The following is a 25,675-nucleotide window of genomic DNA, read 5'->3' as shown; positions in this document are numbered from 1 at the left end:
GCAAACAATGGAAAGGACAGATTTCATAGAAAACAGAATAGATGTCGTTAAAAACATCTATACTCTATATTCTTATGCCAAAAGTACAATAGTAGAGAATAGAAAATGGGCTTTGCAACGATTTCAAAGAGGGAAATGGTATGTGGTTGAGCCATTTGGTAACACCTTACTATTTGCTCCAAGTCGATTTGTCGGTTATAAAAATAACACAAGAGAAAAGCATACATCCAATCATGGAGATGGCACTCAGACTAACAACAAATTTCGTGAGCTAAAATTATATAAAGAAATATCAGACGATTATCTGTCAGAACAATTTGAACGTTTCATGGCCGCATTGGGTATAGAAAAAGATACTGCTAATTTCTTTATTCCTAATGATTTGGATATTTCTGATTTGCAAAATCAACATAAGTGTTATTTTATCTGTCCCACTCATTGTAAGGGACAAAAAGAAATTGCATGGAAAGGTTTTCTTACCCAAAATCTCATGTCAATAGGATGGAATCATACAGATTACACAAACTATACTATTGATGAGATAAAACAAGAATATCTTGATGACCAAACAGCTATAGGACCATTCACGTTAATTAAACAAATAAAAGCAGGGGATATTATCTGTTGCACCAATAATAATTTCGGTCTTTGGGGTATTGGAATTGCATTGTCTCAATATAAATTTAAAGATAAAATTCATTATGCCGGTGTAGATGATGATGGCAATGAATCATATTATTCGCATTATATTGATGTTGCTTGGTTGTGCTTTAAGGAACAAGGATACATTCCAACCTCCGAATTTAATATCCAATCTACTGAAAAGCAATGGCAGCCTTATGGGACATTGAATCAAAGAAATGATATTCCCCAATATATCTCAAATTACTTATTAAACAGCAGCTATACTGATATGGAAGATAATAATAAATACGAAAAATACATTAAGTTGTTAGAAGTTAATAAAAATCTCATTCTAACTGGAGCACCAGGGACAGGAAAAACATATTTGGCTAAAGCCATAGCAGAAGCAATGGATGCAGAGTATGGTTTTGTGCAATTCCACCCTTCCTATGACTATACTGATTTTGTAGAGGGCTTACGTCCGACTCCACCGGACAGCAATGGAAATATTGGGTTTGAAAGAAAGGATGGGGTGTTTAAAAACTTCTGTATAGAAGCAATTAGAGGCAAACAAAATTTTATTGCTTATAAATCAGCATCAGAGGCATTACTTTCTTTTAAAGAAGATCTAAGAGAAAAAGGTAGCATAGAAATTCCAAGTTTTAGAAGTAACCTCATAATTAAAACGTCATTATCATCAACAGAATGTATATCTGTTCCTGAAAAATCGGGATGGCGTGTATCAGATGAAAAGATGCTAGCTTATTTAGAAACAGGAACTTGTCATGAAAATGACACATATACAAAGTCAATAGGTGACTACATAAGAAAACAGTATTTGAGCAACATTTCTGCTGATATTAATCCCCATACTTCAAAAAAATTTATCTTCATTATAGATGAAATCAATCGTGGGGAAATTTCAAAGATATTTGGAGAATTGTTTTTTAGCATAGACCCAGGCTATCGTGGAGAAAGTGGATTAGTTAAAACGCAATACCAAAATCTGATAACGGATAAAACAGATCCATTCTATGACGGATTCTATGTACCAAGTAATGTTTATATAATAGGTACAATGAACGACATAGACCGTAGCGTGGAAAGCATGGATTTTGCCATGCGACGTCGTTTCGCATGGGAAGAAATCAAAGCAAATGAAAATACAGGAATGCTGGATGAACTTCAAGAAATGAAAGATGAAGTTATAGAAATAATGAAACGCTTGAATGCAGCAATATGGAACGATGAATCCAATACTGGTATAGAAGGGTTAAATGCAGCATATCATATTGGCGGTTCTTATTTCAGCAAATTGCAACTTTATCTCAATGAGGAGCATACAAACAAGAAATCTGCATACAGACACCTTTGGGAAAATCACTTGAAAGGAGTGCTTTTTGAATATCTAAGGGGAACAGCAAATGCTATGGAGAATCTAAAAATGCTTGAATCTGTTTATTATAACGAAAATGGCAACAATGATATTGAAGGATAATACACCGTATTCTTCAGATAACTTCGAAGAATATCTGTCATTCAATAATATTGCTAACAGAAAAATATCAGAATTGTTAGACGATAAGGGTAATAACCTGCTTGTTTATCCTCATTCATTTAGCCAGTGCGAGGATGAAATGGGGAGTCAATATCTATTTTCGTTACAAACCAACTGGAAAGATAATAAATGTACAAAAGCTATATTGGAAACAGGAAATATGGTCGGCTTTATAGACATAAATGGACAATCCGTTTCCATCCATTCCCGTTTTTCAAATAATGCAGAAGATTTCTTTTTACATTATATGCTTCAAAAAGTTTTATGTGTCAATGTTGTAAACTTATCACATGGAACTACAAATGAACGAATATTCGATTTCCTTTTATATCTATTTCCTAAGTTTCTCAAAGAAGCATTAGCACAAGGAGTATATAAAGAATACCTGCGAAATGAATACAATGATGCTAATATACGAGGTGTAATAGATATCAATAGGCATTTGAAAACAAATTTGCCATTTAACGGTCGTATCGCTTATCGTACACGAGAATTTAGTTATGACAATCATGTAACGGAGCTGATACGACATACGATAGACTACATTGGCAAAACTTCATTCGGAAAAATGTTGTTGGAAAATGATGCAGAAACGCATGCTAGTGTTGCTCAAATTATATCCGCAACTCCAAGTTATAGTAGGCAAGAAAGAGAGAAGATAATAAAAAGCAATTCAAAAATTGTAAATCATCCATATTACTTCCGTTATACACCACTCCAAAGGCTCTGCTTACGTATATTAAGACACGAAAAAATTAAGTACGGAGCAAAAGAGGATAAAATATATGGAGTTTTGTTTGATGTATCTTATTTATGGGAAGAGTATCTTGCCTCTATGCTTACAAAGCAAGGATTCAAACACCCTAATAATAAACAAGGAACTGGACGAATATATTTGGCAAAAAATAAATTTCCACGTTATCCCGATTTTTATAGAGAAGAAGACTGCTATATTATAGATGCAAAATATAAAAGAGAAATCAGTCGAGACGATATTCACCAAATGATAACGTATATGTATCGTTTAAAGGGGAAGAACGGTCTATTTATACAGCCAAGTGATAAGATATGGCAAAAAGAGAGTTATGACTTATTAGGATACGGAACTGATAATAATGCTAAACTACAAAAATATTTTTATTCTATACCACAAACTGCAAATGATTATAAGCAATTTGTTGCAGATATGCTTTTGGGGGAAGATATGCTGAAAGTTCAAATGCGCTCAGGGAAATAAAATCGTTGTTTATTTCCCTGAGCGCAGAAAAGTCTGATATATATTGATTATATTTGTAGTCAAATTGAGTTGCCAAGAAAGCATATCAAAGCAGAATACAGCAACAAGAACGGTTGGCAATTCGTTACCTCGAAATCGGGAAATCTACCCAAAGTCCTTATTATAAAGGGATAAGGATTATATTCCAAAGTTACAAGAAAATATTGTATCTTTACTGCAAATAAAGAAACTTAGTATGTTTGAACAGATAAAGTTATACATATCCAACAAATGGGAGAAATTATATCCATTACTATTTTCTTCGATGATATGTTTGCTATTGTACTTTTTTAAAGATAATGAAATAATAGATAAGTGTTATTATAAATGTTTTGATAAAACATTTATATCAGCTTTAGTTACAGCGGAAAGTATTGTTTTTGGGTTTTTATTAACAACGATGGTAACTTTGATGCAGTTAAACAATTCCGCTATTAAAAATTTAATTGATACTAATAGATTTCCAGAGTTAATACAATACAATAAGACAGCGGTAATATATTCTTTTTTATCTGTTATCTTAACCTGTGTGTTTTTATTAACATTAGAAATTCAAATACCTTATTACAATATATTTGTTGCAATATGGATATTTGTTATGAATATGGTCATATTTCTAAGTTATAGATTTTTGAATATATTTTACTCCTTTCTTAAACGCTGAATACTATCTACCACAGTAGAAACTTCTTTATAAAGTTTCATATAAACCGTATTAATACCATTTTTTCTATCCATAAATTGAAGGTTTGAAGCTATAATAGGTTCTTCTATTGAAAAACGAAAATCAATTTTATTTAGTAAAAAATCTACAACATCCTCTATTTCAGCTCCATCTTCATCTAAGATATTTCCTTTAATTATAAGTTTATTACCTTTTTCTCGCCCTAATTCTGTTGCCTCTGAATGAATACGTCCAAAACTATCTATAATATTTAAGATTTCCCCTTTCTTTAAGCTTTTTACTTTATCCGCAGTAAAAGAACATTGCATGTATTTATCTGCATTAAGCTGATCGGATATACTTGCCAATCCTCTTAATGACCCTTTAGACAAATTATTTCTAAGAAGCCCGGTGGGTTTAGCTAATTTCAAATTTACATATTTTATTCTCACCATGTTTTCAACTCTTTCATACGCCTCTTTTTTTAAAAGAGGACTGATTTCAATCCAAAAAGTAGGAATAGAGTCCCTAATAGCCCTCGCCTCAAAATATGCACATATTTTTGACGGACTAACTCCCATTCTATTTGTCTCTAAATATAGTACTTTAAATTGGGGATCATATAAAAATACATTAGGATAGGCTAAGCCTTGTCCATCATCTAAAGGCAATGCTGTATAATCGTCTCCATTTCCAGGTTTATGAGCCGGTGGAATATTTTTTCGACTTGTAGTTACAAATAGACCAACAATACTTCCATTTTTCTGTATTTGAGTATATTTAAGTTCGATTGTTCTATATTGATCAAGAACAAAGGGTTTTAACGACGATTCTTCGTTATCTAAAAGGAGTTGTACAAAATCCATGCTTTCTGGAATATTCACTGAATAGCATGTTACTTTTTTATTAACCATAGTATTATCGTCTTTTGTTACTTACAAAAGTATTACGTTACAACGAATTAAGCAAATTTTTAAATAGAAAATATTAATAATATACACAATCAAACTTGACCTTTATTCATTTTTTGGTATGGCTAATAAGAACGCAAATTTATAAACGCCATTATATTGTTGGTTAATTTTCTAAAGTTCAAATGATTACAAAAATATTTTTTTGATAAAGTAGGGCACTACCCTTTTATTTACTCCTAATTTGCTTTGTATTCTTTCAATAATTCTATGGCAAACAGAGATTAAAAATCAATTCTGATACATTTTTCTATTAGCTTTTAGGGCTTTTTTGTTAGAATGTCCCTTTTTTACACCTATTATCAATCTAAGAAATCTTACTTTTGTCTGATAGTTAAGGCAAAATGGAGAACATTCAAGTAATACAACCTACCAAATTGCTCGCTCCTTATATAAAGCAATATTGTTTTTTAAGGATAGATGACGTAAAGCAAGGCTTTCAGCGTTCTATCCCGGCGGGTTGTGTAGCACTTGTTTTTCATAAAGGAAATAAAATTATTTCTTCTTTTCATAAGGGAACGCAGCCACAATCCTATATAAGTGGGCAAATCAGTACTTATTCAGACATAGAATTTTCTTTCTTGGATATGGTCATTATTTTATTCCAGCCTATCGGATGCAGGATGTTTTTTCCATATCCTATGGAAGAGTTTACTAATCAGAATATAAGTATTGATTTGTTAGATAACACTTGTTTAGTAGAATTGGAAGAGAAAATAAATGAAGCATCAGATAATTATCAAATAGTCAGATTGATAGAAGAATATTTATTAAATAGACTATGCGAAAATATATCATACAACGCCAATAGGATGATGGCTACTATACACAATATCAATGAAGGTGAAGGAAATATATCCGTTTTATCTCAAACGGCTTGTTTAGGATATAAGCAATTCAAACGGATATTCGCTGAATATGTAGGACTAAATCCAAAAGATTTTATCCAAATCACACGATTTAGAAAGGCATTCAGTATTTTGCAATCAACTCCACAAATCAGTATAAGTAAAGTTGCCTATGATTGTGGATATTATGATAAATCACATTTAATAAAAGAGTTTAAAATGTTCACGGGCTATACCCCTAAGCAACTACTTGAAATTTGTGATACTTATACCGAAAATTTATCGGTATTCAACTCTGTATTTATCAACGACAACAAAGAACTTAATAATATCGCTTTATGAAAATATTGATATACGGTGCTGGTGTAGTGGGTTGTACTTATGGCTGGCAATTATCCAAAGCTGGATGTGACGTTACTGTATTAGTGCGTAAAGGGCAAAAAGAATTTGTACAAAAAGATGGTATTCACATTATTTGTTCTGACTTTAGAGAGAAAGTAAGAAAAGATACAGAAATAATCTTTAAGCCTACAGTAATAGACGAACTTTCGTCAAATAATGATTTTGAATACATTATTGTCTCCACCAATAAATTGCAATTATCAACTATATTGCCAAGTCTTTCAAAATCAGCAGGAAAAGCAAATGTCATATTTTTCCCAAATAATTGGGATGTTTTTACTGAAATAGATAAATATTTAAAACCTGAACAATACTTTTTTGCTTTTCCCTTTATGGTCGGAGGAGGAAAAGAAGATAAAAGCATACATTGTGCCATTTCAGGTCTAAAATATTCCAACACTCCGTTAGGTGAAAAAGACGGGCGGATAACTCCACGAGTAGAAAAACTTTCTATAGTACTGGACAAAGCAAACTTAAAACCTGCCATTTCTAATCAAATATTAGTATGGTTAATCACACATTATGCTGTCGCTGCGGGTCTTTCAGCGGGAATAATGAGTGCCGAAAGTACCTCTAAATTTATAGAGAATACGGCTATTATTAAAACCACGATGAAAGCTATTCGCGAAGGCTTGGCTATTTGCAAAAGAATGGGTATCAATCCTAAAACAGAAAAAGCAAACAGATTATATCTTTTACCTTTATTTATCAGTGTGCCAATAGCAAAGAAAATTTATAGTAATGATGCTCTACAACTTATGTTTGAAGGACATATAAATCACTCCCCTACTGAAATACGGCAAATGATAGATGATATAATAGATAGTGGTGTAAAATATGGTGTTGCAACTCCTAATCTGGCACAATTAAAAAGTTACATATCTTCCAATCAAACTAATAAAAGTAATTGAATAAGACTATCAATTCGATAGCTATTAAATATAAGCGTATGAAAGATATATTACAAGAGAGATTTTTCCGATTATTATTGGAATACTCACAGCGTAAAGTTTCTGTGACAGAGTTTACAGAAGCTTTTGAGGAATTGGCTACGCATTTAGCAGATTTCAGTTTCAACGAACAGGATTATAGCGTTTTACTTCGCTATTTCTCCTTTGGTTTACATCGACTTAAATCGTATCGTATGCGGTTTGAGCAAGAAAAAAATGCCCTACTTGCATTTAATTGATGAAGCAATAGGATTACTAAATAATGAAATGCGTATTATCAAACTGCGCATAAAATATCCTGAACAGTTCCAGCAACATGCAAATAAGCTCTTTATTTCTCCTCTCCATTTAGCTGACAAAACAAAGCCTTGTCAATATCATGGAAATAGTCAGCGGCTTATTCCTTTCAAAACGTGTAATATATCAGAATGGAAAACCTATTCACCTGACAGACTTAGGGAAAGCCTTTGAATGGCTTTTTAATATCAAATTAGGTGATTATCACCAAAAGTATATGGATGTCATCAAACGAAAACCTGCCAAACTAACGGAGTTCCTTAATGAACTGGCAAACCTTATCCACAAAGAACACGAAAATAAAGGGTATAGATAATCAATAACTTAGCATTAATTTATACGGGGTAGCGTATGCTACCCTGTAATTTGTTCGCTTTCCTTTTCTGAACTTTACTTCATCAATCGATTGGTAATCATTTAAGTATAACTTGAAAAATGAAGCAAATTATATATGTAGATAATTACGAGTTCAAAGACTGGATGCAAAAACTACTTGATAAACTGGAAGAAGTTGGCAAAGATGTTAAGAGTTTGCAGACCAATCCCGAAGTGATGCCGAACGACAAACTACTGGATAATCAGGATTTATGCCTGCTATTCAAAGTCAGTGCCCGGACATTGCAGAGATTGAGAAGTAAAAAACTGCTACCCTTTATGATGATTAGCGGAAAAGCCTATTACCGGGCTTCGGATGTGCGTGAGTTCATAAAGGAACGGTTCGATGTGGGTACGTTCCGTAAGTTTGAGAAAGAATACGGAACGGATAAGTAAGTATGAAATTTATCCCGGAGCTGTACACGTAGCAGTTCCGGGATGTTTTTTCTTTTGGCAAGTTTTTGTTGTTCGTCCGCCGATATGTACTTTCTATTTAAAATATTGGGATAAAGGTTTTATTACTTTTGCTTAGAATAATGAGCTTCAAGGTTATGTAATTGCTGTATAAATAGATTAGTCTGCTTACTGTTTTCTACCTTATCATATAAACTAACCATTATATATTCTTGCAATAAATCTTTGTTTGTTATGCAGTGACTGAAATCATATACTTTTGTATCAGGATCTAACTTTGTTATATCTTGAACATTAATGTGGTCGGGCATATATCCGTAAACATTGGTATAATATGTGGTTTTACTCCATTTCCAAGTATAAGTACGAGATCCTCCAAAACTATCAGAAGTATATGTTTTAATAAAATATAGAATTCGTAGCTTTTTATATAAATATAATGCAAGAATGATAAATCCGATGACTAAAACTATTATCCACAATGATATTCTATAGTTTAGATATGAGGATGGGATACTAAATAGGATTTCCAAAATTCCTATTAAAGACAAGATTCCTCCGATAATCGGATTAGTAAAAAATAGTATCAGCTTTTTCATATGCTCAATTATGTGTTTTCACTTTTATGATAAACAAAAGTAGTCATTTCTCTATAATTATCTCATTTTCAAAGGAGAATAATTATCTTTGTTGTAGTTATATGATAATATAAGAATGTACTATCAGTGATCCTTTGTGGAGAAAGATTATAATTTGCTAAATACAACATATGATTTTAAACCCCGTTAGTCCTATATTAAAGCAAACAACTAATATTAAAATTCATCCCGAAGCTGTACACGCAGCAGCTTCGGGATATTTTTCTTTTGGCAAGTATGTATTTACTTCTCTACTGATATAATCCCCTCTTCCTTATAAGATGCTTCAAACTGTTTGGTAAGTACAATAATCTGCTGGTTCATCTTTACCAGTTCAACAGTGTTGTGTTCCAGCTTGTAATGCAGGGTAAGTACTTTCTTTTCCGAAAAGTTGGAATGAAGTTCTTTCACCGTTTGGTTATACAGTATGCCCATGCTCCTGAATTGTGAAAACAATTGGGAGAGTTGGATGTAATAATCAACCTTGCTTTTATCAATCCTAAGTACCTTAAACAACTTTCCGAAAATACAGTTCTTTATGAAATGTGCCTTTACCTTATAGCCAGACTGGTCGTAAAAGGCTAAGAACTTGGCGTTCTCCACATCATCCAAATTCAGTGAATAGCGGTGTGTTCGTGGGTCAAGTTTAGGCTTGCACCCACCTTTGTTAAATGGCTTCTTTTTCTGTTCCATAATGATAATTATTTACTGGTTTTATGACTTCGGAGTAAAACTAACCGCCTGAAAAGGTGGCAAGGTTTTGAGGCACAAAAAACGAAGTGCGGGCCTCAAAACACAACTTGCTGTTATCATGTGATAACAAAAATCTTCCCTATGGTCAGATTGCAAAAGCAAGCGGTTTGGCTTCCTCCTATGCCTGTTTATTGATTACAAAATTACAGACAGCTATTTACCCCTGAAATATGCCTTATTACGCCAAATTGGGACACAAACGGACAAAATAATGCCATTTTTAAAAGCATCTGTTTTTACCCTTTTCTTTGCTGAAAATTGATTGAATGGTAACAATATATAAGACAGTCAAACAGGGTTTTAATACGGCTTTAAACCATATTTGAATGCTGTTTAAAGACATGGCAACATTACTATAAAACAAGCTTGCTTCCTTTCAATCGGTATCAAAAATCAATCAAGCTATTTTTAAACCATTAAAAACTGAATGTATGGAAGAAGTAAAACAGTCATTACAGGAAACAGCAAGTAAAGAACGGGAAAACTATAAATCGGTGTTCCTTAAAAAACGGTCGGTTTGTAACCGTCAAAGTGTGTACATAAGTGGAGAGATACAGAAACGTATTATGCAGATTGTAGGAGTGATTACTGGCAAACAAGTAAGCATCGGAAATTTCATTGATAACGTACTGGAAGAACATTTGAATACACACAATGATGTTCTTTCGGCTCTCTATCGGGAAGAAATGCAAAAAGGAATATTCAACCAGCCAAAAGAGAAAGACGTATGAATATTGTAACTATTGAGGAACAGACTTTTAAACAAGTATGTGGGCGGTTCTCCGGTTTCGTCAGTCAGGTGGAACGGGTTTGCAGAGAGAATACCCGCCAGCCGGAGAAATGGTGTCAGGTCGTGAAGTGTGCGCCCTGCTCGGTATCAGCATCCGAAGTTTGCAGAACTATCGGGACAGTGGCAAATTGGAATACGCTCAATGTGTTTCTTTTCACTGCTCCCATAATTCTTTGATTTTTAAGTGGTACAAAATTAGTTTGCTACGCTCAAAAAACAACTACGCAAAAAGCTGACAATCAAAGACAAATGCGTCAATTCGTGGGAGCAAAAACGGCTTCCAAAAGGTTCCACGGATAAGCCATGTGAGAACTGCCTGAAACCGCTGCTTTTTGCCGAAGCGGAGAAAAAGAAAAAGCTATAAAATCCTTGAATTTCAGAGCTTTACTCTAATTTGCTATTTGCTTTCGCGGTGCGTCCGGTATTTGAGCCTACGGCATCTGTCACCCATGGGATACTTTACTATAGCTTGTTGGGGATAGCATTCATGATCGTCATGTACGCATTCGCGGTCTTACAATACCGAAGCACGTATACCTCGGTCTATGAGGAGAGCGCAAACCGTCGTATCTCGCTCGCGGAGAAGTTACGCAAGTTGCCTCTCGCTTTTTTTGGCGAGAAAAACCTCTCAGACCTGACATCCACGATCATGGATGACTGTAGTGACTTGGAGCATACTTTCTCGCATGCGGTTACCTCAATTATTTGCCTCCTTTATCAGTATCGCCTTGATCGCTATTGGTATGGCGTTCTATAACTGGCAACTGACTTTGGCATTATTCTGGGTGGTTCCGTTGGAACTAGCGATCGTCCTTCTATCGAAAAGAAGCATGCGTAAAGGCAATGAAAGCAACTACTGGAATAAACGTGCCGTAAGCGAACAAATACAAGAAGGACTGGATACGATCCAAGAGATCAAATCCTATAATCAAGAAAACGATTACTTGGATAAGCTAGACGAGAAAATCAATACGTACGAAAAGGTCTTGACACGCAATGAACTAGTGCTTGGCATCTTGGTGAACGGCTCACAAAGTATCCTGAAGCTAGGGCTTGCCAGTGCCATCATCATCGGGGCCAATCTTCTCTCTCAAGGAAGCATCGATTTGTTCACCTACCTCATATTCATGGTCATTGGCTCACGCATCTATACGCCGATCCAAGAGGTCTTAAATAATTTGGCGGCTCTGATCTACCTTGATATCCGCATCAACCGGATGAACGAGATGGAGATGTTACCGATCCAACAAAGAACAACAGAGTTCCATCCAAATAATTATGACATCGAGTTCAACCACGTGGACTTTTCCTACGAGGTCGGGAAACAAATCCTGAAAGACGTATCTTTTACGGCTAAACAAGGAGAGATCACGGCTTTGGTTGGTTCTTCCGGAAGCGGTAAGAGCACGGCAGCGAAACTGGCAGCGCACTTTTGGGATATCCAGTCGGGAAAAATCACACTCGGAGGATTGGATATCAAGCAGATTGATCCGGAGACTCTGCTAAAGAATTTCTCCATCGTCTTTCAAGATGTTGTCTTATTCAATGCCTCTATCATGGATAATATCCGAATCGGCAAACGAGATGCTTCGGATGAGGAGGTGGTCCGGGTAGCGAAACTCGCCCGTTGTGACGAGTTCGTGAGAAAAATGCCGCAAGGATACCAAACGGTTATCGGGGAAAACGGGGAAACCTTATCGGGAGGCGAGCGCCAACGTATCTCCATCGCCCGTGCCTTATTGAAAAACGCCCCAATTGTCTTATTGGACGAGGCGACCGCTTCGCTCGATGTCGAGAACGAGACTCAAATCCAATTGGGGATATCCGAATTGATACGGAACAAAACGGTACTGATCATAGCACACCGTATGCGAACCGTGGTCAACGCAGACAAGATAATCGTCTTGGATAAAGGATCTGTAGCAGAGTCCGGATCACCGGAACTGTTGAGAAAACCAAACGGTATCTTTACGCAGATGCTGGAGAGACAGGTCATCAGCGTAAACTGACCGACGCTCATTTCTCGAAACGATCTATAAAATATATAGAGGCCGGCCCTTGAGTAGTTCAAGAACCGGCCCCTATACGTTAGGATACCTCCGGGATATTAACGCAGACGATCGAGCGATCGTACCAGTGCCTCATCAGCCCCGATATTACGAATCGCCAAGTAATCCAAGATCAGGTTGACCAACGGGAAGGAAAGAGCGATCTTCACGCTTACGCTAGCTCCTTCCATGTCTCCTTTCAGAGAATAGATCAAGAAGGCGAAGAAACCATAAAATCCCAACATCAGCAATGCGTTGAATACGCAAAGACGGATTTGCAGGATTCTTTTCTTATATAAGAAAATCGTCACCAAGGCAATGATAGCGATAATAGCGGTCAAGGCAAACAAGCCCCATGCCGGATATAGTAGTTCCGGCTCACCGATCATCGTGCTCAATCCACTAGCGTCGAACGAGAAGAGGGCATCTCCTTGTTGCAACACGGCCAATGGCAAGAATAAGGTCGCGACCGTAAGCACCACGATAACCAGCAAGTAAACAGTTTGTATTCTTTGTAGCATGATCTTTCTAGTTGATAGTTGACAATGGACAACCAACAGTTAAAAGAGGACAAACACAAAAGAAAATGGACAATTGTCCGATAACATCGAATTGTCCATTATATCCTATCTTAATTGTCAGCCCTCAACTGCTAGCTGTTTAAAAGTTATTCTTCTCTTTAGCAGGATTCTTATAATAAATCTTGCCTTCCTCATATTCTTGAGCCGCGATCAACGTTGACTTCGGAAGTTTCTCATAGTAACGTGAGATCTCGATCTGCTCACGGTTTTCAAAGACTTCCTCCAAATTGTCATTGTAAGAAGCGAACTCCTGAAGCTTCTTCTCCAAATCTTGTTTCATCTCAACACTAATCTGATTCGCCCGTTTTGAAATGATAGCGACAGTCTCGTATACGTTGCCCGTTTCTTCACTTAACTTCATCATGTCACGGGTTACCGTATTGGTAGGAGCGTTTGATTTTCTGTAATCCATTTTTGTTTTATTGATTAAATTCGCTTAATATGCATCTGTAATTCGTTTGCTGGCGTAGTCATAGAACTTCGTTACCTCCTTCACGTAGTTACCTTCCGGATATTCGTTCATGTAGTTGTAATACTCATCGACCACATCCCGGTAACGGCCCTGCAACTTTTCTTCCACGGATACCAACGCCAACTCATACTTCGCACGGATGATAAGGAACATGAATTCCTCGCGATACTTGGAATACGGATAATTCTTCAAGGCGTTCTGCGCGGTAATCACACACGACAAGAAATTGTTACCCATATAAGTTCCTAGATTGAAATACAAGCGAGTAGCCATCAACTCCTTATAAGCCAATTTTTCCTGAAGCTCGAACATGATGTTCTGCGCTTCCTCGGCTCGTTCGCTCTGTGGATAATACTCCAAATAAAGCTGCAACTGCTCGATCGCCTTATACGTCTGCGACTGATCTAACCGAGGATCCGGAGAGTCCAGATACAAACCGTAACCAGAGTAGAAGCGAGACAATTCCGTAAACTCACCCTTTGGATAAGTCGTATAATAAGTCTCGAAATATTGCGAAGCAGTTTGATAATCTTTCTGACCGTAATAGCTTTGTGCCAATAAGTACAAGGACTCCTCGGCATAAGCTGTTCCTTTAAAGATTGTAACCAGTTCATCCAGCAGAGTAGCGGATTTCGAGTATTGCTTCGCGTTGAAGTATTTCTTCGCGTACGAATATTTTAATTCGTAATCCGTGCTCTTCAGTATCTTATTATACTCTCCACAAGAGGATAATAGTACTGTCATCATCATCAGTAAAAATACAACCTTTTTCATTCACATACTTTTAGCGTGCAAAATTAATGCTTTTGGGCGAATAAACGAAACCTAAAACGTTAATATTTACAACTTATACAAATCGCTGGCCGCGATCAATTCCAATTTATTCGCTTTCAAAACCTCCGCGCACTTATTGATATCGTCCGGACGGATGATTACGTTAGCGGCGTCGCCTTGGGAAAAAGCGTACATATATTCAATAAAAATCCCCGCCGAGGTGATGATATCCATCGCTTTAGCCAAAGCTCCCGGCTGGTTGGGACAATGCAAACATACCACGTCGGCCACGCTTACCGCATACAGCTTCTCACGCAGCACGGAGATCGCTTTCTCCGTATCGGAGACAATCAGGCGAAGAATACCGAAGTCGGAATTCTCGGCCACCGTGAAGGCAGACATATTAACTCCCGCCTCTCCCAATATCTTGGCGACTTCCGTAAAACGACCTTTCTTGTTTTCCAGAAAGATTGATAATTGTTTTATTAACATAGTACTTAATCTTTTAGAGGTTATACTAACTTTCGTTTATCGATCACGTGCTTTGCCTTGCCCATGCTACGTTCTATACTACGCGGCTCCACGATCTTGATGTCCGGCTGCAAGCCGATCACGCTCTGCATACGGGAGGCGATCTTCTTCTTCAGGGCGATCATCTTGTTTATCTCGTCCGAGTAGTATTCCTGGCGAACTTCCACCTGTATCTGGAAAGTATCGGTATTGTTCACACGATCCACCACGATCAGGTAGTGCGCCTCGAACTCCGGCAGCTCCAAAATTACGGATTCTACCTGAGACGGGAAAACATTTACGCCGCGAATAATCAACATATCGTCGCTTCTACCCAAAATACGTCCCATGCGGACCGCCGTACGGCCACAGGCGCACTTCTCGTAGGTCAGCGAGGTAAGGTCGCGCGTACGGTAACGAAGCATCGGCATGCCTTCTTTCGTAAGCGTGGTGAACACCAGCTCCCCTACCTGTCCCGGCTCTACGGGCCGCAAGGTCTTCGGGTCTACGATCTCGGGGAAGAAATGGTCTTCCCATAAGTGAGTACCGTTCTGGCACTCGCACTCGCCTCCTACACCCGGCCCGCAGATCTCCGTCAGGCCATAGATATCGTAAGCCTTGATATTTAGTTTAGCCTCCAATTCCTTACGCATATTTTCCGTCCAGGGCTCGGCACCGAAAGCCCCGACACGCAATTGGAACTCTTCCAAGGGAATACCAGACTGATGGATGGTCTCTGCCAGATACAAGGCATACGAAGGCGTACAAGCCAAGCCCTTCGCCCCGAAGTCGTGCATCAACTGGATTTGCTTCTGGGTGTTGCCGCTGCTCATCGGGATTACCGTACCTCCTATATTCTCCACGCCGCAATGGGCGCCCAGACCTCCGGTGAACATTCCGTAGCCGTAGGACACTTGCACGGAGTCGTTCCGGGTCAATCCGTAGGCGGTCAGGCAACGAGCTACTACCTCGGCCCAGATACCCAAGTCCTTACGGGTATATCCCACTACGATAGGTTTACCCGTCGTTCCGGAGGAAGCGTGCAAGCGTACGATCTCGGACATCGGCACGGCCATCAAGCCGAAAGGATAATTATCACGCAGGTCTTGCTTTACCGTGAAGGGTAATTTCGTTATGTCATCTATTGTCTGCACGTCATCGGGGGTAATACCCATCTCTTGCATTTTCTTGCGATAAAACGGGGAATTATGATAAGCGTGTTCAACGACCCTCTTCAACCGCAAGCTCTGCAATTTCCGCATCTCCTCGCGGTCCATACATTCAATAGTCTCGTTCCAAATCATGGTATTTGTCTGTTATCTTAAAGTTAATAGTCTGAAATTCGCCGCAAAGTAATAACTTTTTTTAAATCGGTGCCCTTTTGCCATGAAAAATTACTTGCGAAGCGATCTATTTCAGTTCCCTTACCTTGATATTACGGAACGCTACCTCATCTCCATGATCTTGCAGAAGGAGGTGTCCTTTTGGCGCCTCTCCGAAAGCGCCGCCCGAGCTATAAGACGGATCGGCGTATTTACTTCCTTTTACCAAATCGCGGAAATCCTTGCTGCCACGCTCGTATTCCAATACCTTCACGCCATTCAGCCAATGCTCCACATGGTTGTTCGGGAATACCTTCACCACGGCCGTGTTCCACTCGCCCACACCGTTGAAACGTACATTCTCGCTCTTCTTCAGATCGTACAAGCTTCCAAGGGTACGACTGCCGGGGAAAGTGGTGTAAAGCTTGGCATCCGGATGTTTGGCATCATCCAATATCTGAAACTCCAAACCGTAAGCGGAACCTTTTTGTTTCTCCTGCTCGGTCACGAAATATTTGATACCGCTGTTGGCTCCTTCTGTGATCTTAAAATCCACGCTGAACTCAAAGGCAGAATATTCACCGTCCGTGACGATATCTCCCCCGTTCGTAGATTCGCTGCCATCGGATTTCTGGACGATCAGCTCACCGTCTCTCACCATCCATCCGTGATCAGGGAAAGCGTCTTTATGCGCCCCGCGCCAGCCATTCGTAGTCTTTCCGTCGAAAAGGAGTACCCAGCCCTCGGCCTTCTCTTGGTCGGTCAATTGATTAATTACCGGCGTAGCTACGGCTGTTGTCTCTACTTTTGTCGTTTCTTCCGTGTTTTGCGTGCCTTTTCCACCGCAGGCGCAAAGGATGATGGCCCCCATAACGGTACAAGTTGCTAGTGTTCTCATGTCTTATCTATTTTTATTAATGTATAAATCAAGATGTGTGCGTCCACAAAGATAAATCTTTTTCCGCAAATATTTATATTCTTTATTGGATTCACTTTCTATTTGTAATACATTTGCCAGATCTCAATTCAAAAGTTTTATTACATGAAAAAGCTATTTTTATTTCTGCTAGGTATCAGCGGTACACTGGCCGCTCAGCAAGGCTATCAAAACCCGGTCATTCCCGGGTTCCATCCGGACCCTAGCGTTTGCAACGTGGGTGAAGACTACTATTTAGTAAACAGTTCGTTCGAGTATTTCCCTGGTGTACCCATCTTTCACAGCAAAGACCTGATCCATTGGGAACAGATCGGACATTGCCTGACGAGAGACAGCCAAGTGAAACTAGAGAAATGCTGGACTTCCGGAGGTATTTTCGCCCCCACGATCCGGTATAATGACGGACGTTTCTACATGATCACCACCAATACGACAGGTGGGGGAAATTTCCTTGTACACACCACAGACCCCGCCGGTGAATGGTCTGAGCCGGTATGGATCAAGCAAGGGGGTATCGACCCTTCCTTATTCTTCGAAGACGGCAAATGTTACCTAGTCTCGAACCCGGACGGTATCGTTCTGAGCGAGATAAACCCGTTGACCGGCGAAATACTGTCCGCTCCCAAGACGATATGGAACGGTACGGGCGGACGATACCCGGAAGGCCCTCATATTTATAAGAAAGACGGATGGTACTATTTACTGATCTCCGAAGGGGGTACAGAGTACGGGCATAAGGTAACCATCGCCCGCAGCCGTAAAATCGACGGGGTTTACCAATCCAACCCCGCCAACCCGATCTTAACTCACATCAATGAGAACGCTCAGTCTAGCCCGATCCAAGGTACCGGCCACGCGGATTTGATTCAAGCTCACGATGGCTCTTGGTGGATGGTCTGCCTGGCGTTTCGTCCGCAAGACGGCACCCATCATTTACTGGGCCGCGAGACATTCCTCGCTCCCGTACGTTGGGACAAGGACGCATGGCCCGTTGTAAACGGAGACGGGACGATCGCCCTGCAAATGGATGTCCCCACCCTTCCGCAACATCCGGTAGCCGAGCTCCCCGGCAAGACAGAGTTCGATGGGAATACGCTAGGGTTCGAGTGGAATTATCTCCGTAACCCGGACCGCTCGAAATATAGCCTTACCCAGAAAAAGGGCTACCTACGTTTGTATCCCTCGACGATCAGCCTCGACGAGAACGACTCCCCTACTTTCGTAGGACACAGGCAAGAGGATATCGACTTCACGGGTACGACTTCCGTTGCCTTACATTCCGATAAGGCGAACGACGAGGCCGGCCTGACCGTCTTCATGAACAGCAGCTTTCATTACGACCTGTTCGTCCGGCAGGAAAAAGCCGGCAAGCAATCCCTCGTGCTCCGTTACCGGCTGGGAAACATCTCGCATATAGAAAAAGAGATTCCGCTCGAAGGCCCCACCGCCTATCTTCAAGTAAAAGGCGACAAGCAATTCTATACGTTCTATTATTCTACCGATAATAAAACCTTCCATCCGGTCGGCAAGGCGAACACACGTTTACTGAGCACGGAGACCGCCGGAGGCTTTACCGGTATTTATCTAGGCTTGTATTCCGTCACGGCGGATAAAACATCCAAAACTTACGCCGATTTCGATTGGTTTGATTACGATTAAGATTAATTTCGCGGCTTAAGAACATAAAATGAATATCCTATGAAACAGTTAAAGACCGCCTTGTTCGATTTTGACGGCGTAGTAGTGGATACGGAACCTATTTACGATTTATTCTGGAACGATGCGGCTAAACGCTACGGCCTGGGCATCGATAATTTCGCCGAAGTTATAAAAGGTACGACCCTGCCATATATTATGGAGAAATATTTTTCCGGATATACGGAGGAGTTTCGCCAGATGGTGATAAAAGAATCCACCGAGTACGAGAAGACGATGCCCTTGCCCCCCATGCCCGGCTCTATCGAGTTCATCCGCATGCTGAAAGAGCACGGCGTACAGACAGGCTTGGTGACCAGCTCGGACAACGCAAAAGTAAAAAGGGCTTTCGGGCTCCTGCATCTGGACAATCTGTTCGATACCTTAGTGACCGCAGACCGTATCACCCAGGGCAAACCCGACCCGATGTGCTATCTCTTGGCGGCGAAAGACCTGAACGTATCCCCCGGGAATTGTATCGTATTCGAGGATTCTTTCTATGGTATCCAGTCCGGCAACGACGCAGGTATGCGTGTCATCGGGTTAAGTACAACGAATCCGGCAGAATCCTTGAGAGATAAAGTATATGAGGTAATCCCCAATTTAGAGAAGGCTACATTCGAAGATTACCTGAGGTGGCAGGAGTAAAGAACGGCGTGGGTGAGAAGCTCTTTGAAGGCTTCGCACCTCCAGCCGCATGGCAAACCGATGCGGTATTTTCTCATAATTTATCGAGACGAGATAAGATACTCGAGTATTTCTACTGACAAATAATTGTAGAGTAAACCTGTTTCATCAATAAACAACAAAAGGAACAACCTGTTTTATCGCCAAGTACAAACCGGGTCGATCCCTTTTACTTTTTAGACTGAATGCGGTCAACTAAATTCATTAAACTACAAAGTTAATTATCAAGCTATTGCAGTTTCTTAAAATTTCCTATAAAGAAAACAAAAGTTTTCCCCTAATAAAACTTCAGTTTCCTCTAGGAGAAACGCCAGTTTCATTAGGGAGAAACTGAAGTTTCTATTAGAGGAAACTGGCGTTACCTATAAAGGGATTCCACTAGAAGCTATATCCCGCACGGACACCCAATATGGCTTGATTGAAATCTTTGATGATATTATATTTCACTTCCAATCCTATCGAAAGATTATCGGTAGCATAAACCTCACCGCCTAAACCGACGTTCACACCAAAACGAGTCGCCGAATCGGAAAGCTCATACTTACCATATTCTCCCAAATCTAATTTTCCTCCATCAAAATTCCAAAAAGCCAAGCTCAAACCGGCTAATGGATAAAAACCAAACATCTCACTCAATTTCACCACATAATGAGCATTCAAATCAATAGCCCAAGCACTCAAACCATTATTCTTCACAAAATGAGTTAAGCTCGGGTTCAAACGTACCGCATCCGTGATACAATAGCGATAATCAACTCCCAACGTAGCATTCTTTGAGTCGAATCCATAACCGATGTTAAGACCCACGGCAGATTGCCCTTGAAACGTCTGCGCATAAACTCCCAGGCTAAAAACAGCTAACATCAGCATCATTACAAACTTTCTCATACGTTTTCTCTCGTTTAGTTTAACATTAGATTATAATTGGTATTTATTTCACTCTCAGTCGATCGCCGGCACTCTTCACGATACCGCGGTAATAATCCTCGTCATATCCGGGAAAATCGGGAGAGGCAGGCTGGCCGTACGGATTACGCTTGAACTGTCCGTTTTCCTCTTTCTTCACGTTTCCGTCGATATACTTAACCAACAAATACTCACCCAACTGCTTCCAACGTGCGGTAGCGGAATCGGCGTTTGTCGTACTATACCACGTCAAGAACCGGATCGCTTCCTCCGGGTCTTTCGCATACAACTCCTGAGCCGCCTTATCGATAGCCGGGATAGTCTCCTGATAGCCATCCTCCAGCTCCCGCTGTACCTTGCGGATATCCTGAATCATGAAACTATATTTATGGTAAGCCATATTAGCCACCCAGTTATGAATCCAGAAAGCGGAAGTCCACGAGAAAGTCAGCATATCGCCATTACCTACCCGATAGCACTCCGGGGTATTCGTTACCGAACAATATACCGGGTTGAAAACCGCCATATCAGCATCGTCCACGGCAAACCATAAGATACCTCCGATAGCGTCCGGCAACCAGCCGCGCATTTGCGGAACGATCACGAAACCCGTTTGTTGCGTCGCGATGGCACGCTCATTCGTATATTCCTGTCCATCCACCTCGAACGTCATCGGCCGCCAACGGTAAGGAACCTTGTACGAGCCGGCACCGGCATCCTTCGTCATATCCAGATCCGTTCCCTCGTAATGGTCGCGCATGCCATCTTGGACATCGCGAACGGAAAGCTTCCGATTCGGCTTGATGTACAAAGGCATCGGCTCCTTGGAAGGATCACCCTTGATGAAATCCGCATACCGATCCATCGTCGTGTCATATTTGCGGAAAAAAGACCATACACGGGCCTCACATCCTCGCAAGGCGCTGAAATCATACGGGCAATAAGCCTTGGCGAAACTGAAATCCTCGTCTTTACCCTTGAAATATCCCTTCTCGCGAGCGAAAGAAACCACGTCTGGCGAATACATACAATTCTCCTTGTCGTCGAAGGGGATCCGCTGGATACGCGACTGGTTGGCATGCGCCGAGATACAATCGTCCGGGATACGGATCGCCACCCATACGGCTCCCTTGTTACCCGGTCCCTTACCGATCATCTCCATCACCCAAGCTTCGTTCTTATCGGCAATAGAAAACGTCTCGCCACTGCTGTAATAACCATATTCCTTTACCAAGTCTGTCATGACCTTGATCGCCTCGCGGGCCGATCTGGAACGTTGCAAAGCGATATAGATCAAGCTGCCGTAATCCATGATACCTGTCGTATCCACCAATTCATGGCGCCCGCCGAACGTGCTCTCGGTGATGGCCACCTGATGCTCATTCATGTTACCCACCACGGAATAGGTCTTCTCCACCTGGGCGATCTTACCCAACGGTTTCCCCGTATCCCACTCCTTCACCTCCAGCATAGCGCCCTTCGGCCACGTAGCGGCAGGCCAACGATACATCTCACCATACAACACATGCGAGTCTGCCGCATAACTAATCATCACCGAACCATCCGTCGAAGCCTTCTTTCCCACCAGCAAGCCGGTGCAGGCAATCGCCTCTACCCCCGATAACAAGGCGGCGCAAGCGGTTAATAATATCCAATTCTTCTTCATATAAATAAAGTTTTAAGCAAATAAAAGCATATATACGCCAGCGCCGCAGCAATAGCCGATCAACGCCAATATAGAGAACCGTTTCGTATAATACATGAAATCAATCTTCTCCAATCCCATCACCGTCACACCCGTGGCCGAGCCGATAATCAGCATGCTTCCACCCGTCACGGCGCAATAAGCCAAGAAAGTCCAGAAACCTCCGTCTGCCATGAAGAACTGGGCGTAAGGCGATAGGCCAGCCGCCTGCTCCACGATCGGGTACATACCCATCGTAGCGGCAACCAAGGCAACGTTGTCCACGCAAGAGGACAAGGCACCGATCACGAAACTGATCAGATACGGCTCGTGTACATGCTTATCCAAGAAAGCGGACATGATACCCAACTGGCCGGAAGTCTCCAGCGCTCCCACGGCCATCAAGATACCCAAGAAAAAGAAGATCGTAGCCAAGTCTATATTCGGCAACAACTGGGAGATACGGAGCTTTTGAGACTCATGCATATGCAGCCTGCTATACATAAGGTCTGTATAGAACCACAGGATCACCAAACCTAACAATACACCCAGGAATGGCGGCAGGTCCGTCAACATCTGGAAGACGGGTACCAACGCCAAGGAAAGCACGCCGATCACGAAGATCACCCGGCGCGAGCGGTTCGGTATCTCCGGTATGTACTCATCGCCTTGCTCCTCCTCGCTCAACACCCGTAAAGTGGCCCCTTTCTTGAACAGCCAGAAATGAGCGATCGTCAGCGGGACCAGCATATTGATAAAGGCGGGTATAAACACGTGAGAGATCTGGTGCATCGCCGAAATGTTCTTCCCTACCCAAAGTAAGATCGTCGTCACGTCGCCGATAGGAGACCAAGAGCCACCGGCGTTCGCCGCTATAATTACCATACAAGCATATTTCAAACGATCCGTACGGTCTGGTACCAGCTTGCGCAACACCGCCATGATCACGATAGCGGCCGCCAAGTTATCTAATAGAGCGGAGAAGAAAAAGGTCGCCAAACTTATATACCACAATAGCTTACGTTTGTTAGGCGTACGGATATAGCCGGTCACCGCCCTGAAACCGCCATGCTTATCCACGATATCCACGATCAACATGGAGCACATCACGAAAAAAAGCGTCTCCGATACGTTCCCCAAATGATAGACAATCGCACGGTTCGATATGAAATTAACGAACTGCTCATGAGGAGGCAAGCCGGCCATCTCCGGATTCTGGGTCAAGAACTCCTGAAAGATCGTACTGGAGCGTTCGACGAAGATATCGTAAGCATCGAACATCAATATCATCCACATAGAGATGGCCATGAACAACGCGATGGCCGCTTTATTGATTTTGATCTTATCCTCCAAGGCTATAGCAAGGATTCCTAAGATAAAAATGACAGGCATTAAAATAAACATATAATTATGATTTGAATTATTTATTCCTTTACAAAGGTACACTAATTATCGGGACTACCCTACTCAACTACCCGCGTCCCGCCTCTTCTTTACAGGCTATACAAAAGTTGTATCTCCTCCGGCCAAAGCGCCTCGTCCGGCGTCTCTAAGATTAAAGGCATATTATCAAAACGGGGGTCCCTCATGATCATCCGGAAGGTATCACACCCTATCAAGCCTTTGCCGATACTCTCGTGCCGGTCTACATGCGACCCCAAGTCTTTCTTGGAATCGTTCAAGTGCATGCCCCTTAAATAAGAAAAGCCGATCACCTCGTCGAAATGACGGAATGTCTCGGCGAATCCCTCCGGTGTCTTTATATCGTAGCCCGCGGCAAACGTATGCGCCGTATCAAGGCATACTCCTACCCGGCTCTTATCCTCTACCTCGTTTATAATATAGGCGATCTGCTCGAAGGTATATCCCAGGTTCGAGCCTTGCCCGGCCGTATTCTCTATCACGGCGCATACGCCGCTCGTCCGTGCCAACGCTATATTGATCGACTCGGCGATACGAGACAAACAGGCATCCATCTCCATTTTCCCCAAATGGCTTCCGGGATGGAAATTCAGCATTTTCAATCCTAGTTGCTCGCAACGCGTCATCTCGTCCAGAAAAGCGTCACGGGATTTTTGCAACCCCTCGGCATCCGGGTTCCCCAGATTGATCAAATAGCTATCGTGCGGCAAGATACATCCCGGATCGTAGCCATACTCCTCGCACCGTTCCTTAAACAAACGGATACTGCCCGCCTTCAACGGCTGCGACTTCCACTGCCTCTGGTTCCGGGTAAAAAGGGCAAAAGCTTTCGCCCCGATCTCATGGGCATTAACGGGGGCGTTCTCAACCCCGCCGACCGCGCTCACGTGAGCTCCAACATACTTCATAATAACCTAACCTTTCTTTTTTTATTTACACGAATGTTCATCCTCCGTCTTGCACCCACGGAAACCAAATTCCTCCATCGCACGCTCTTGAGGGGTGATGAAATAGACCATCTCGGCACGGGTACACAATTCATTCGCCGAGTTATAGATCTCGGTCTCTATGAAGATGGCGTTCCGTTTCCGGTCTGTCATCCGTCCTCGTATCGTCAATTGGGGATCGTCGGTGGAGATACTTTTCATAAACTTGGCGTCGAGGTGGGAGGTCACTCCAGAGGTTTGCAACTTCCGCAAGACCACCCATCCGGCCAGCTCGTCCATCAGCGTGGTCTGTATACCGCCGTGCAACGTACGCAACCAGCCTTGGTAAGTACCTCGCGGCTTCCAGAATGCCACGATATCGTCTCCATCCTCAAAAAACTCCATATGTAACCCTAGCGGATTATTCGGAGCGCAGCCGAAACACATATAACCGTCCAGCCCTTCCCATGGGTTAATTATCTTTTTCATATCACGAAAACACTATTTATATGTTTTTGGTTGTTCAAAGTTAACGAAAAAGCCGGCTCTTGAAAAGAACCGGCTCTATAAATATCACAAAAACACTCCACACGACTTATTCCTCGATCTCCGGCTGAAGGAAATCCACGAAGCAAAGAGCGGCCAACGCCGTTCCATAACGCTTCTCGATCGTGATCCCCTCGGTGATAAAGTTAAGCTCTCCAAGATAATATTTCCCATACGTCTTCTGGTGAAGATCGTTGATAACGCGGATCAGACGAGACTCAAGCTCCTCTATACGGTAACGCCCGCTAACCTCGCAAACAAGACCGCCTACCTTCTCGTCGAAATTCTCATCCTTGTACATCCATGCGTAAACCACACCAGCAGATACGAACTCATCCTGATATCCATGGGATACAGCCATGATCGTTTTCATCTCCGAACCAAATGGAGGAAGATCTAATTCATCCATGGTTGCCAGATGTGCCGTAGCGGGTATCACTGACGAATACGTCATGATATTGAAATCAGAGATACCGGCGTCATAAAGAGCCATGTGGTAAGAACCAGCGTGTTTCTCCAAGTCTGATTCGCCACTTCCTTTTGTAATAAAAAAGGTGTTTGGAATTAAATTCCCAACTTTCTTTACCATCTACAAATATGTTTTA

The 25,675-nt window shown here is 41.5% G+C and carries 24 protein-coding genes and 3 pseudogenes; 12 read left to right on the top strand and 15 right to left on the bottom strand.

Features of this window, described 5'->3' with window-relative positions:
• Nucleotides 1–7 precede the first annotated feature (7 nt).
• Nucleotides 8–2,122: an AAA family ATPase gene (locus Q0110_RS02350; protein ID WP_170105254.1), complete on the top strand. Its 2,115-nt coding sequence runs from the start codon at nucleotides 8–10 to the stop codon at nucleotides 2,120–2,122.
• Entirely contained in the window at nucleotides 2,097–3,419 is a 1,323-nt protein-coding gene (locus tag Q0110_RS02345) for a hypothetical protein (RefSeq protein ID WP_289703847.1), read from the top strand. Before Q0110_RS02350 ends, Q0110_RS02345 begins: the two co-directional genes overlap by 26 nt.
• A 681-nt stretch (nucleotides 3,420–4,100) precedes the next feature.
• Here Q0110_RS02345 and Q0110_RS02340 read toward each other — a convergent pair.
• Nucleotides 4,101–5,036: a DUF6731 family protein gene (locus Q0110_RS02340; protein WP_132040146.1), complete on the bottom strand. Its 936-nt coding sequence runs from the start codon at nucleotides 5,034–5,036 to the stop codon at nucleotides 4,101–4,103.
• Nucleotides 5,037–5,437: 401 nt separating this feature from the next.
• Between Q0110_RS02340 and Q0110_RS02335 the strand changes: the two genes are divergently transcribed.
• From Q0110_RS02335 to Q0110_RS02315, 5 genes and pseudogenes are all read left to right on the top strand, one after another.
• On the top strand, nucleotides 5,438–6,283 hold the full coding sequence (locus Q0110_RS02335) for a helix-turn-helix domain-containing protein (protein ID WP_297901802.1): 846 nt from the start codon (nucleotides 5,438–5,440) through the stop codon (nucleotides 6,281–6,283).
• Complete coding sequence (locus Q0110_RS02330) at nucleotides 6,280–7,254, top strand: 2-dehydropantoate 2-reductase N-terminal domain-containing protein (protein WP_297901799.1); 975 nt, start codon at nucleotides 6,280–6,282, stop codon at nucleotides 7,252–7,254. The genes Q0110_RS02335 and Q0110_RS02330 overlap by 4 nt, the downstream gene beginning before the upstream one ends.
• 38 nt (nucleotides 7,255–7,292) lie before the next feature.
• A complete protein-coding gene (locus tag Q0110_RS02325) occupies nucleotides 7,293–7,532 on the top strand; it encodes a hypothetical protein (RefSeq protein ID WP_297901796.1) in 240 nt (79 codons plus the stop codon).
• Nucleotides 7,510–7,906 (top strand): annotated as a pseudogene (locus tag Q0110_RS02320) (RteC domain-containing protein). The gene Q0110_RS02325 and the pseudogene Q0110_RS02320 overlap by 23 nt, the downstream one beginning before the upstream one ends.
• Before the next feature lie 131 nt (nucleotides 7,907–8,037).
• Nucleotides 8,038–8,361, top strand: a complete 324-nt coding sequence (locus Q0110_RS02315; protein WP_297902460.1) for a helix-turn-helix domain-containing protein — start codon at nucleotides 8,038–8,040, stop codon at nucleotides 8,359–8,361.
• 122 nt (nucleotides 8,362–8,483) lie between these two features.
• Here Q0110_RS02315 and Q0110_RS02310 read toward each other — a convergent pair whose 3' ends face one another.
• Nucleotides 8,484–8,978, bottom strand: a complete 495-nt coding sequence (locus tag Q0110_RS02310) for a hypothetical protein (RefSeq protein ID WP_297901794.1) — start codon at nucleotides 8,976–8,978, stop codon at nucleotides 8,484–8,486.
• A 282-nt stretch (nucleotides 8,979–9,260) separates the two neighbouring features.
• Nucleotides 9,261–9,710 (bottom strand): conjugal transfer protein MobA, encoded by a 450-nt coding sequence (mobA, locus tag Q0110_RS02305; RefSeq protein WP_297901792.1) that lies wholly within the window; start codon nucleotides 9,708–9,710, stop codon nucleotides 9,261–9,263.
• A 491-nt stretch (nucleotides 9,711–10,201) separates the two neighbouring features.
• On the opposite strand from mobA, the gene Q0110_RS02300 reads away from it, so the two are divergent.
• The 3 genes and pseudogenes from Q0110_RS02300 to Q0110_RS02295 form a co-directional block, all read left to right on the top strand.
• Nucleotides 10,202–10,501: a DUF3408 domain-containing protein gene (locus Q0110_RS02300; RefSeq protein ID WP_297901789.1), complete on the top strand. Its 300-nt coding sequence runs from the start codon at nucleotides 10,202–10,204 to the stop codon at nucleotides 10,499–10,501.
• A pseudogene (locus Q0110_RS18265) lies at nucleotides 10,498–10,703 on the top strand (DNA-binding protein); the annotation flags it as partial. The gene Q0110_RS02300 and the pseudogene Q0110_RS18265, both read left to right, overlap by 4 nt.
• A gap of 269 nt (nucleotides 10,704–10,972) precedes the next feature.
• Nucleotides 10,973–12,569, top strand: a pseudogene (locus tag Q0110_RS02295) (ABC transporter ATP-binding protein); the annotation flags it as partial.
• A 98-nt stretch (nucleotides 12,570–12,667) separates the two neighbouring features.
• On the opposite strand, the gene Q0110_RS02290 reads toward Q0110_RS02295, so the two are convergent.
• The 6 genes from Q0110_RS02290 to Q0110_RS02265 form a co-directional block, all read right to left on the bottom strand.
• Nucleotides 12,668–13,129 (bottom strand): DUF4293 domain-containing protein, encoded by a 462-nt coding sequence (locus Q0110_RS02290; protein ID WP_297901787.1) that lies wholly within the window; start codon nucleotides 13,127–13,129, stop codon nucleotides 12,668–12,670.
• Nucleotides 13,130–13,268: 139 nt separating this feature from the next.
• On the bottom strand, nucleotides 13,269–13,601 hold the full coding sequence (locus Q0110_RS02285) for a DNA-directed RNA polymerase subunit omega (RefSeq protein ID WP_297901784.1): 333 nt from the start codon (nucleotides 13,599–13,601) through the stop codon (nucleotides 13,269–13,271).
• 24 nt (nucleotides 13,602–13,625) lie between these two features.
• Nucleotides 13,626–14,435 carry an outer membrane protein assembly factor BamD gene (bamD, locus tag Q0110_RS02280; protein ID WP_297901781.1) on the bottom strand — a complete coding sequence of 270 codons (810 nt, stop codon included), beginning with the start codon at nucleotides 14,433–14,435 and terminating at the stop codon, nucleotides 13,626–13,628.
• A 66-nt stretch (nucleotides 14,436–14,501) separates the two neighbouring features.
• Nucleotides 14,502–14,927, bottom strand: coding sequence for an amino acid-binding protein (locus tag Q0110_RS02275; RefSeq protein ID WP_165156872.1), 426 nt, complete (start codon nucleotides 14,925–14,927; stop codon nucleotides 14,502–14,504).
• A gap of 20 nt (nucleotides 14,928–14,947) precedes the next feature.
• Nucleotides 14,948–16,249: a phenylacetate--CoA ligase gene (locus Q0110_RS02270; RefSeq protein ID WP_297901777.1), complete on the bottom strand. Its 1,302-nt coding sequence runs from the start codon at nucleotides 16,247–16,249 to the stop codon at nucleotides 14,948–14,950.
• A 106-nt stretch (nucleotides 16,250–16,355) separates the two neighbouring features.
• Nucleotides 16,356–17,165 (bottom strand): DUF1080 domain-containing protein, encoded by an 810-nt coding sequence (locus Q0110_RS02265; RefSeq protein ID WP_297901774.1) that lies wholly within the window; start codon nucleotides 17,163–17,165, stop codon nucleotides 16,356–16,358.
• Between the two features lie 144 nt (nucleotides 17,166–17,309).
• On the opposite strand from Q0110_RS02265, the gene Q0110_RS02260 reads away from it, so the two are divergent.
• Nucleotides 17,310–18,863: a glycoside hydrolase family 43 protein gene (locus Q0110_RS02260; protein WP_297901769.1), complete on the top strand. Its 1,554-nt coding sequence runs from the start codon at nucleotides 17,310–17,312 to the stop codon at nucleotides 18,861–18,863.
• A 39-nt stretch (nucleotides 18,864–18,902) separates the two neighbouring features.
• The gene (locus tag Q0110_RS02255; protein WP_297901766.1) at nucleotides 18,903–19,547 is read left to right on the top strand and encodes an HAD family phosphatase; all 645 of its coding nucleotides are present in this window, start codon (nucleotides 18,903–18,905) and stop codon (nucleotides 19,545–19,547) included.
• Between the two features lie 417 nt (nucleotides 19,548–19,964).
• Here Q0110_RS02255 and Q0110_RS02250 read toward each other — a convergent pair whose 3' ends face one another.
• The 6 genes from Q0110_RS02250 to Q0110_RS02225 all read right to left on the bottom strand — a co-directional run bounded on the left by Q0110_RS02250 (nucleotide 19,965) and on the right by Q0110_RS02225 (nucleotide 25,659).
• Complete coding sequence (locus tag Q0110_RS02250) at nucleotides 19,965–20,474, bottom strand: outer membrane beta-barrel protein (RefSeq protein WP_297901763.1); 510 nt, start codon at nucleotides 20,472–20,474, stop codon at nucleotides 19,965–19,967.
• A gap of 43 nt (nucleotides 20,475–20,517) precedes the next feature.
• Nucleotides 20,518–22,158 carry a C69 family dipeptidase gene (locus tag Q0110_RS02245; RefSeq protein ID WP_297901760.1) on the bottom strand — a complete coding sequence of 547 codons (1,641 nt, stop codon included), beginning with the start codon at nucleotides 22,156–22,158 and terminating at the stop codon, nucleotides 20,518–20,520.
• Nucleotides 22,159–22,170: 12 nt separating this feature from the next.
• Nucleotides 22,171–23,580, bottom strand: coding sequence for a sodium:proton antiporter NhaD (gene nhaD, locus Q0110_RS02240; RefSeq protein ID WP_297901757.1), 1,410 nt, complete (start codon nucleotides 23,578–23,580; stop codon nucleotides 22,171–22,173).
• An 89-nt stretch (nucleotides 23,581–23,669) separates the two neighbouring features.
• Nucleotides 23,670–24,506 (bottom strand): deoxyribonuclease IV, encoded by an 837-nt coding sequence (gene nfo / locus Q0110_RS02235; RefSeq protein ID WP_297901754.1) that lies wholly within the window; start codon nucleotides 24,504–24,506, stop codon nucleotides 23,670–23,672.
• 21 nt (nucleotides 24,507–24,527) lie between these two features.
• Nucleotides 24,528–25,013, bottom strand: coding sequence for a PaaI family thioesterase (locus tag Q0110_RS02230; RefSeq protein ID WP_297901751.1), 486 nt, complete (start codon nucleotides 25,011–25,013; stop codon nucleotides 24,528–24,530).
• A 106-nt stretch (nucleotides 25,014–25,119) separates the two neighbouring features.
• Nucleotides 25,120–25,659, bottom strand: a complete 540-nt coding sequence (locus tag Q0110_RS02225) for a pyruvoyl-dependent arginine decarboxylase (RefSeq protein WP_005856730.1) — start codon at nucleotides 25,657–25,659, stop codon at nucleotides 25,120–25,122.
• Nucleotides 25,660–25,675 lie beyond the last annotated feature (16 nt).

The sequence above is a fragment of the uncultured Parabacteroides sp. genome, from assembly GCF_947855115.1.
Classification (GTDB): domain Bacteria; phylum Bacteroidota; class Bacteroidia; order Bacteroidales; family Tannerellaceae; genus Parabacteroides.
Note: the sequence above shows the minus strand (reverse complement) of the source record. Positions and strands in the feature narration are given on the sequence as shown.

Bases quoted from the DNA above. Each gene is read 5' to 3' on its own strand.
- Q0110_RS02330 (WP_297901799.1), top strand. From the start codon at position 6,280: ATGAAAATATTGATATACGGTGCTGGTGTAGTGGGTTGTACTTATGGC.
- Q0110_RS02275 (WP_165156872.1), bottom strand. From the start codon at position 14,927: ATGTTAATAAAACAATTATCAATCTTTCTGGAAAACAAGAAAGGTCGT.
- bamD (WP_297901781.1), bottom strand. From the start codon at position 14,435: ATGAAAAAGGTTGTATTTTTACTGATGATGATGACAGTACTATTATCC.
- Q0110_RS02290 (WP_297901787.1), bottom strand. From the start codon at position 13,129: ATGCTACAAAGAATACAAACTGTTTACTTGCTGGTTATCGTGGTGCTT.
- mobA (WP_297901792.1), bottom strand. From the start codon at position 9,710: ATGGAACAGAAAAAGAAGCCATTTAACAAAGGTGGGTGCAAGCCTAAA.
- nfo (WP_297901754.1), bottom strand. From the start codon at position 24,506: ATGAAGTATGTTGGAGCTCACGTGAGCGCGGTCGGCGGGGTTGAGAAC.
- Q0110_RS02310 (WP_297901794.1), bottom strand. From the start codon at position 8,978: ATGAAAAAGCTGATACTATTTTTTACTAATCCGATTATCGGAGGAATC.
- Q0110_RS02245 (WP_297901760.1), bottom strand. From the start codon at position 22,158: ATGAAGAAGAATTGGATATTATTAACCGCTTGCGCCGCCTTGTTATCG.
- Q0110_RS02260 (WP_297901769.1), top strand. From the start codon at position 17,310: ATGAAAAAGCTATTTTTATTTCTGCTAGGTATCAGCGGTACACTGGCC.
- Q0110_RS02300 (WP_297901789.1), top strand. From the start codon at position 10,202: ATGGAAGAAGTAAAACAGTCATTACAGGAAACAGCAAGTAAAGAACGG.
- Q0110_RS02335 (WP_297901802.1), top strand. From the start codon at position 5,438: ATGGAGAACATTCAAGTAATACAACCTACCAAATTGCTCGCTCCTTAT.
- Q0110_RS02340 (WP_132040146.1), bottom strand. From the start codon at position 5,036: ATGGTTAATAAAAAAGTAACATGCTATTCAGTGAATATTCCAGAAAGC.
- Q0110_RS02265 (WP_297901774.1), bottom strand. From the start codon at position 17,165: ATGAGAACACTAGCAACTTGTACCGTTATGGGGGCCATCATCCTTTGC.
- Q0110_RS02255 (WP_297901766.1), top strand. From the start codon at position 18,903: ATGAAACAGTTAAAGACCGCCTTGTTCGATTTTGACGGCGTAGTAGTG.
- Q0110_RS02345 (WP_289703847.1), top strand. From the start codon at position 2,097: ATGGCAACAATGATATTGAAGGATAATACACCGTATTCTTCAGATAAC.
- Q0110_RS02350 (WP_170105254.1), top strand. From the start codon at position 8: ATGGAAAGGACAGATTTCATAGAAAACAGAATAGATGTCGTTAAAAAC.
- Q0110_RS02325 (WP_297901796.1), top strand. From the start codon at position 7,293: ATGAAAGATATATTACAAGAGAGATTTTTCCGATTATTATTGGAATAC.
- nhaD (WP_297901757.1), bottom strand. From the start codon at position 23,580: ATGTTTATTTTAATGCCTGTCATTTTTATCTTAGGAATCCTTGCTATA.
- Q0110_RS02270 (WP_297901777.1), bottom strand. From the start codon at position 16,249: ATGATTTGGAACGAGACTATTGAATGTATGGACCGCGAGGAGATGCGG.
- Q0110_RS02285 (WP_297901784.1), bottom strand. From the start codon at position 13,601: ATGGATTACAGAAAATCAAACGCTCCTACCAATACGGTAACCCGTGAC.
- Q0110_RS02230 (WP_297901751.1), bottom strand. From the start codon at position 25,013: ATGAAAAAGATAATTAACCCATGGGAAGGGCTGGACGGTTATATGTGT.
- Q0110_RS02225 (WP_005856730.1), bottom strand. From the start codon at position 25,659: ATGGTAAAGAAAGTTGGGAATTTAATTCCAAACACCTTTTTTATTACA.
- Q0110_RS02250 (WP_297901763.1), bottom strand. From the start codon at position 20,474: ATGAGAAAGTTTGTAATGATGCTGATGTTAGCTGTTTTTAGCCTGGGA.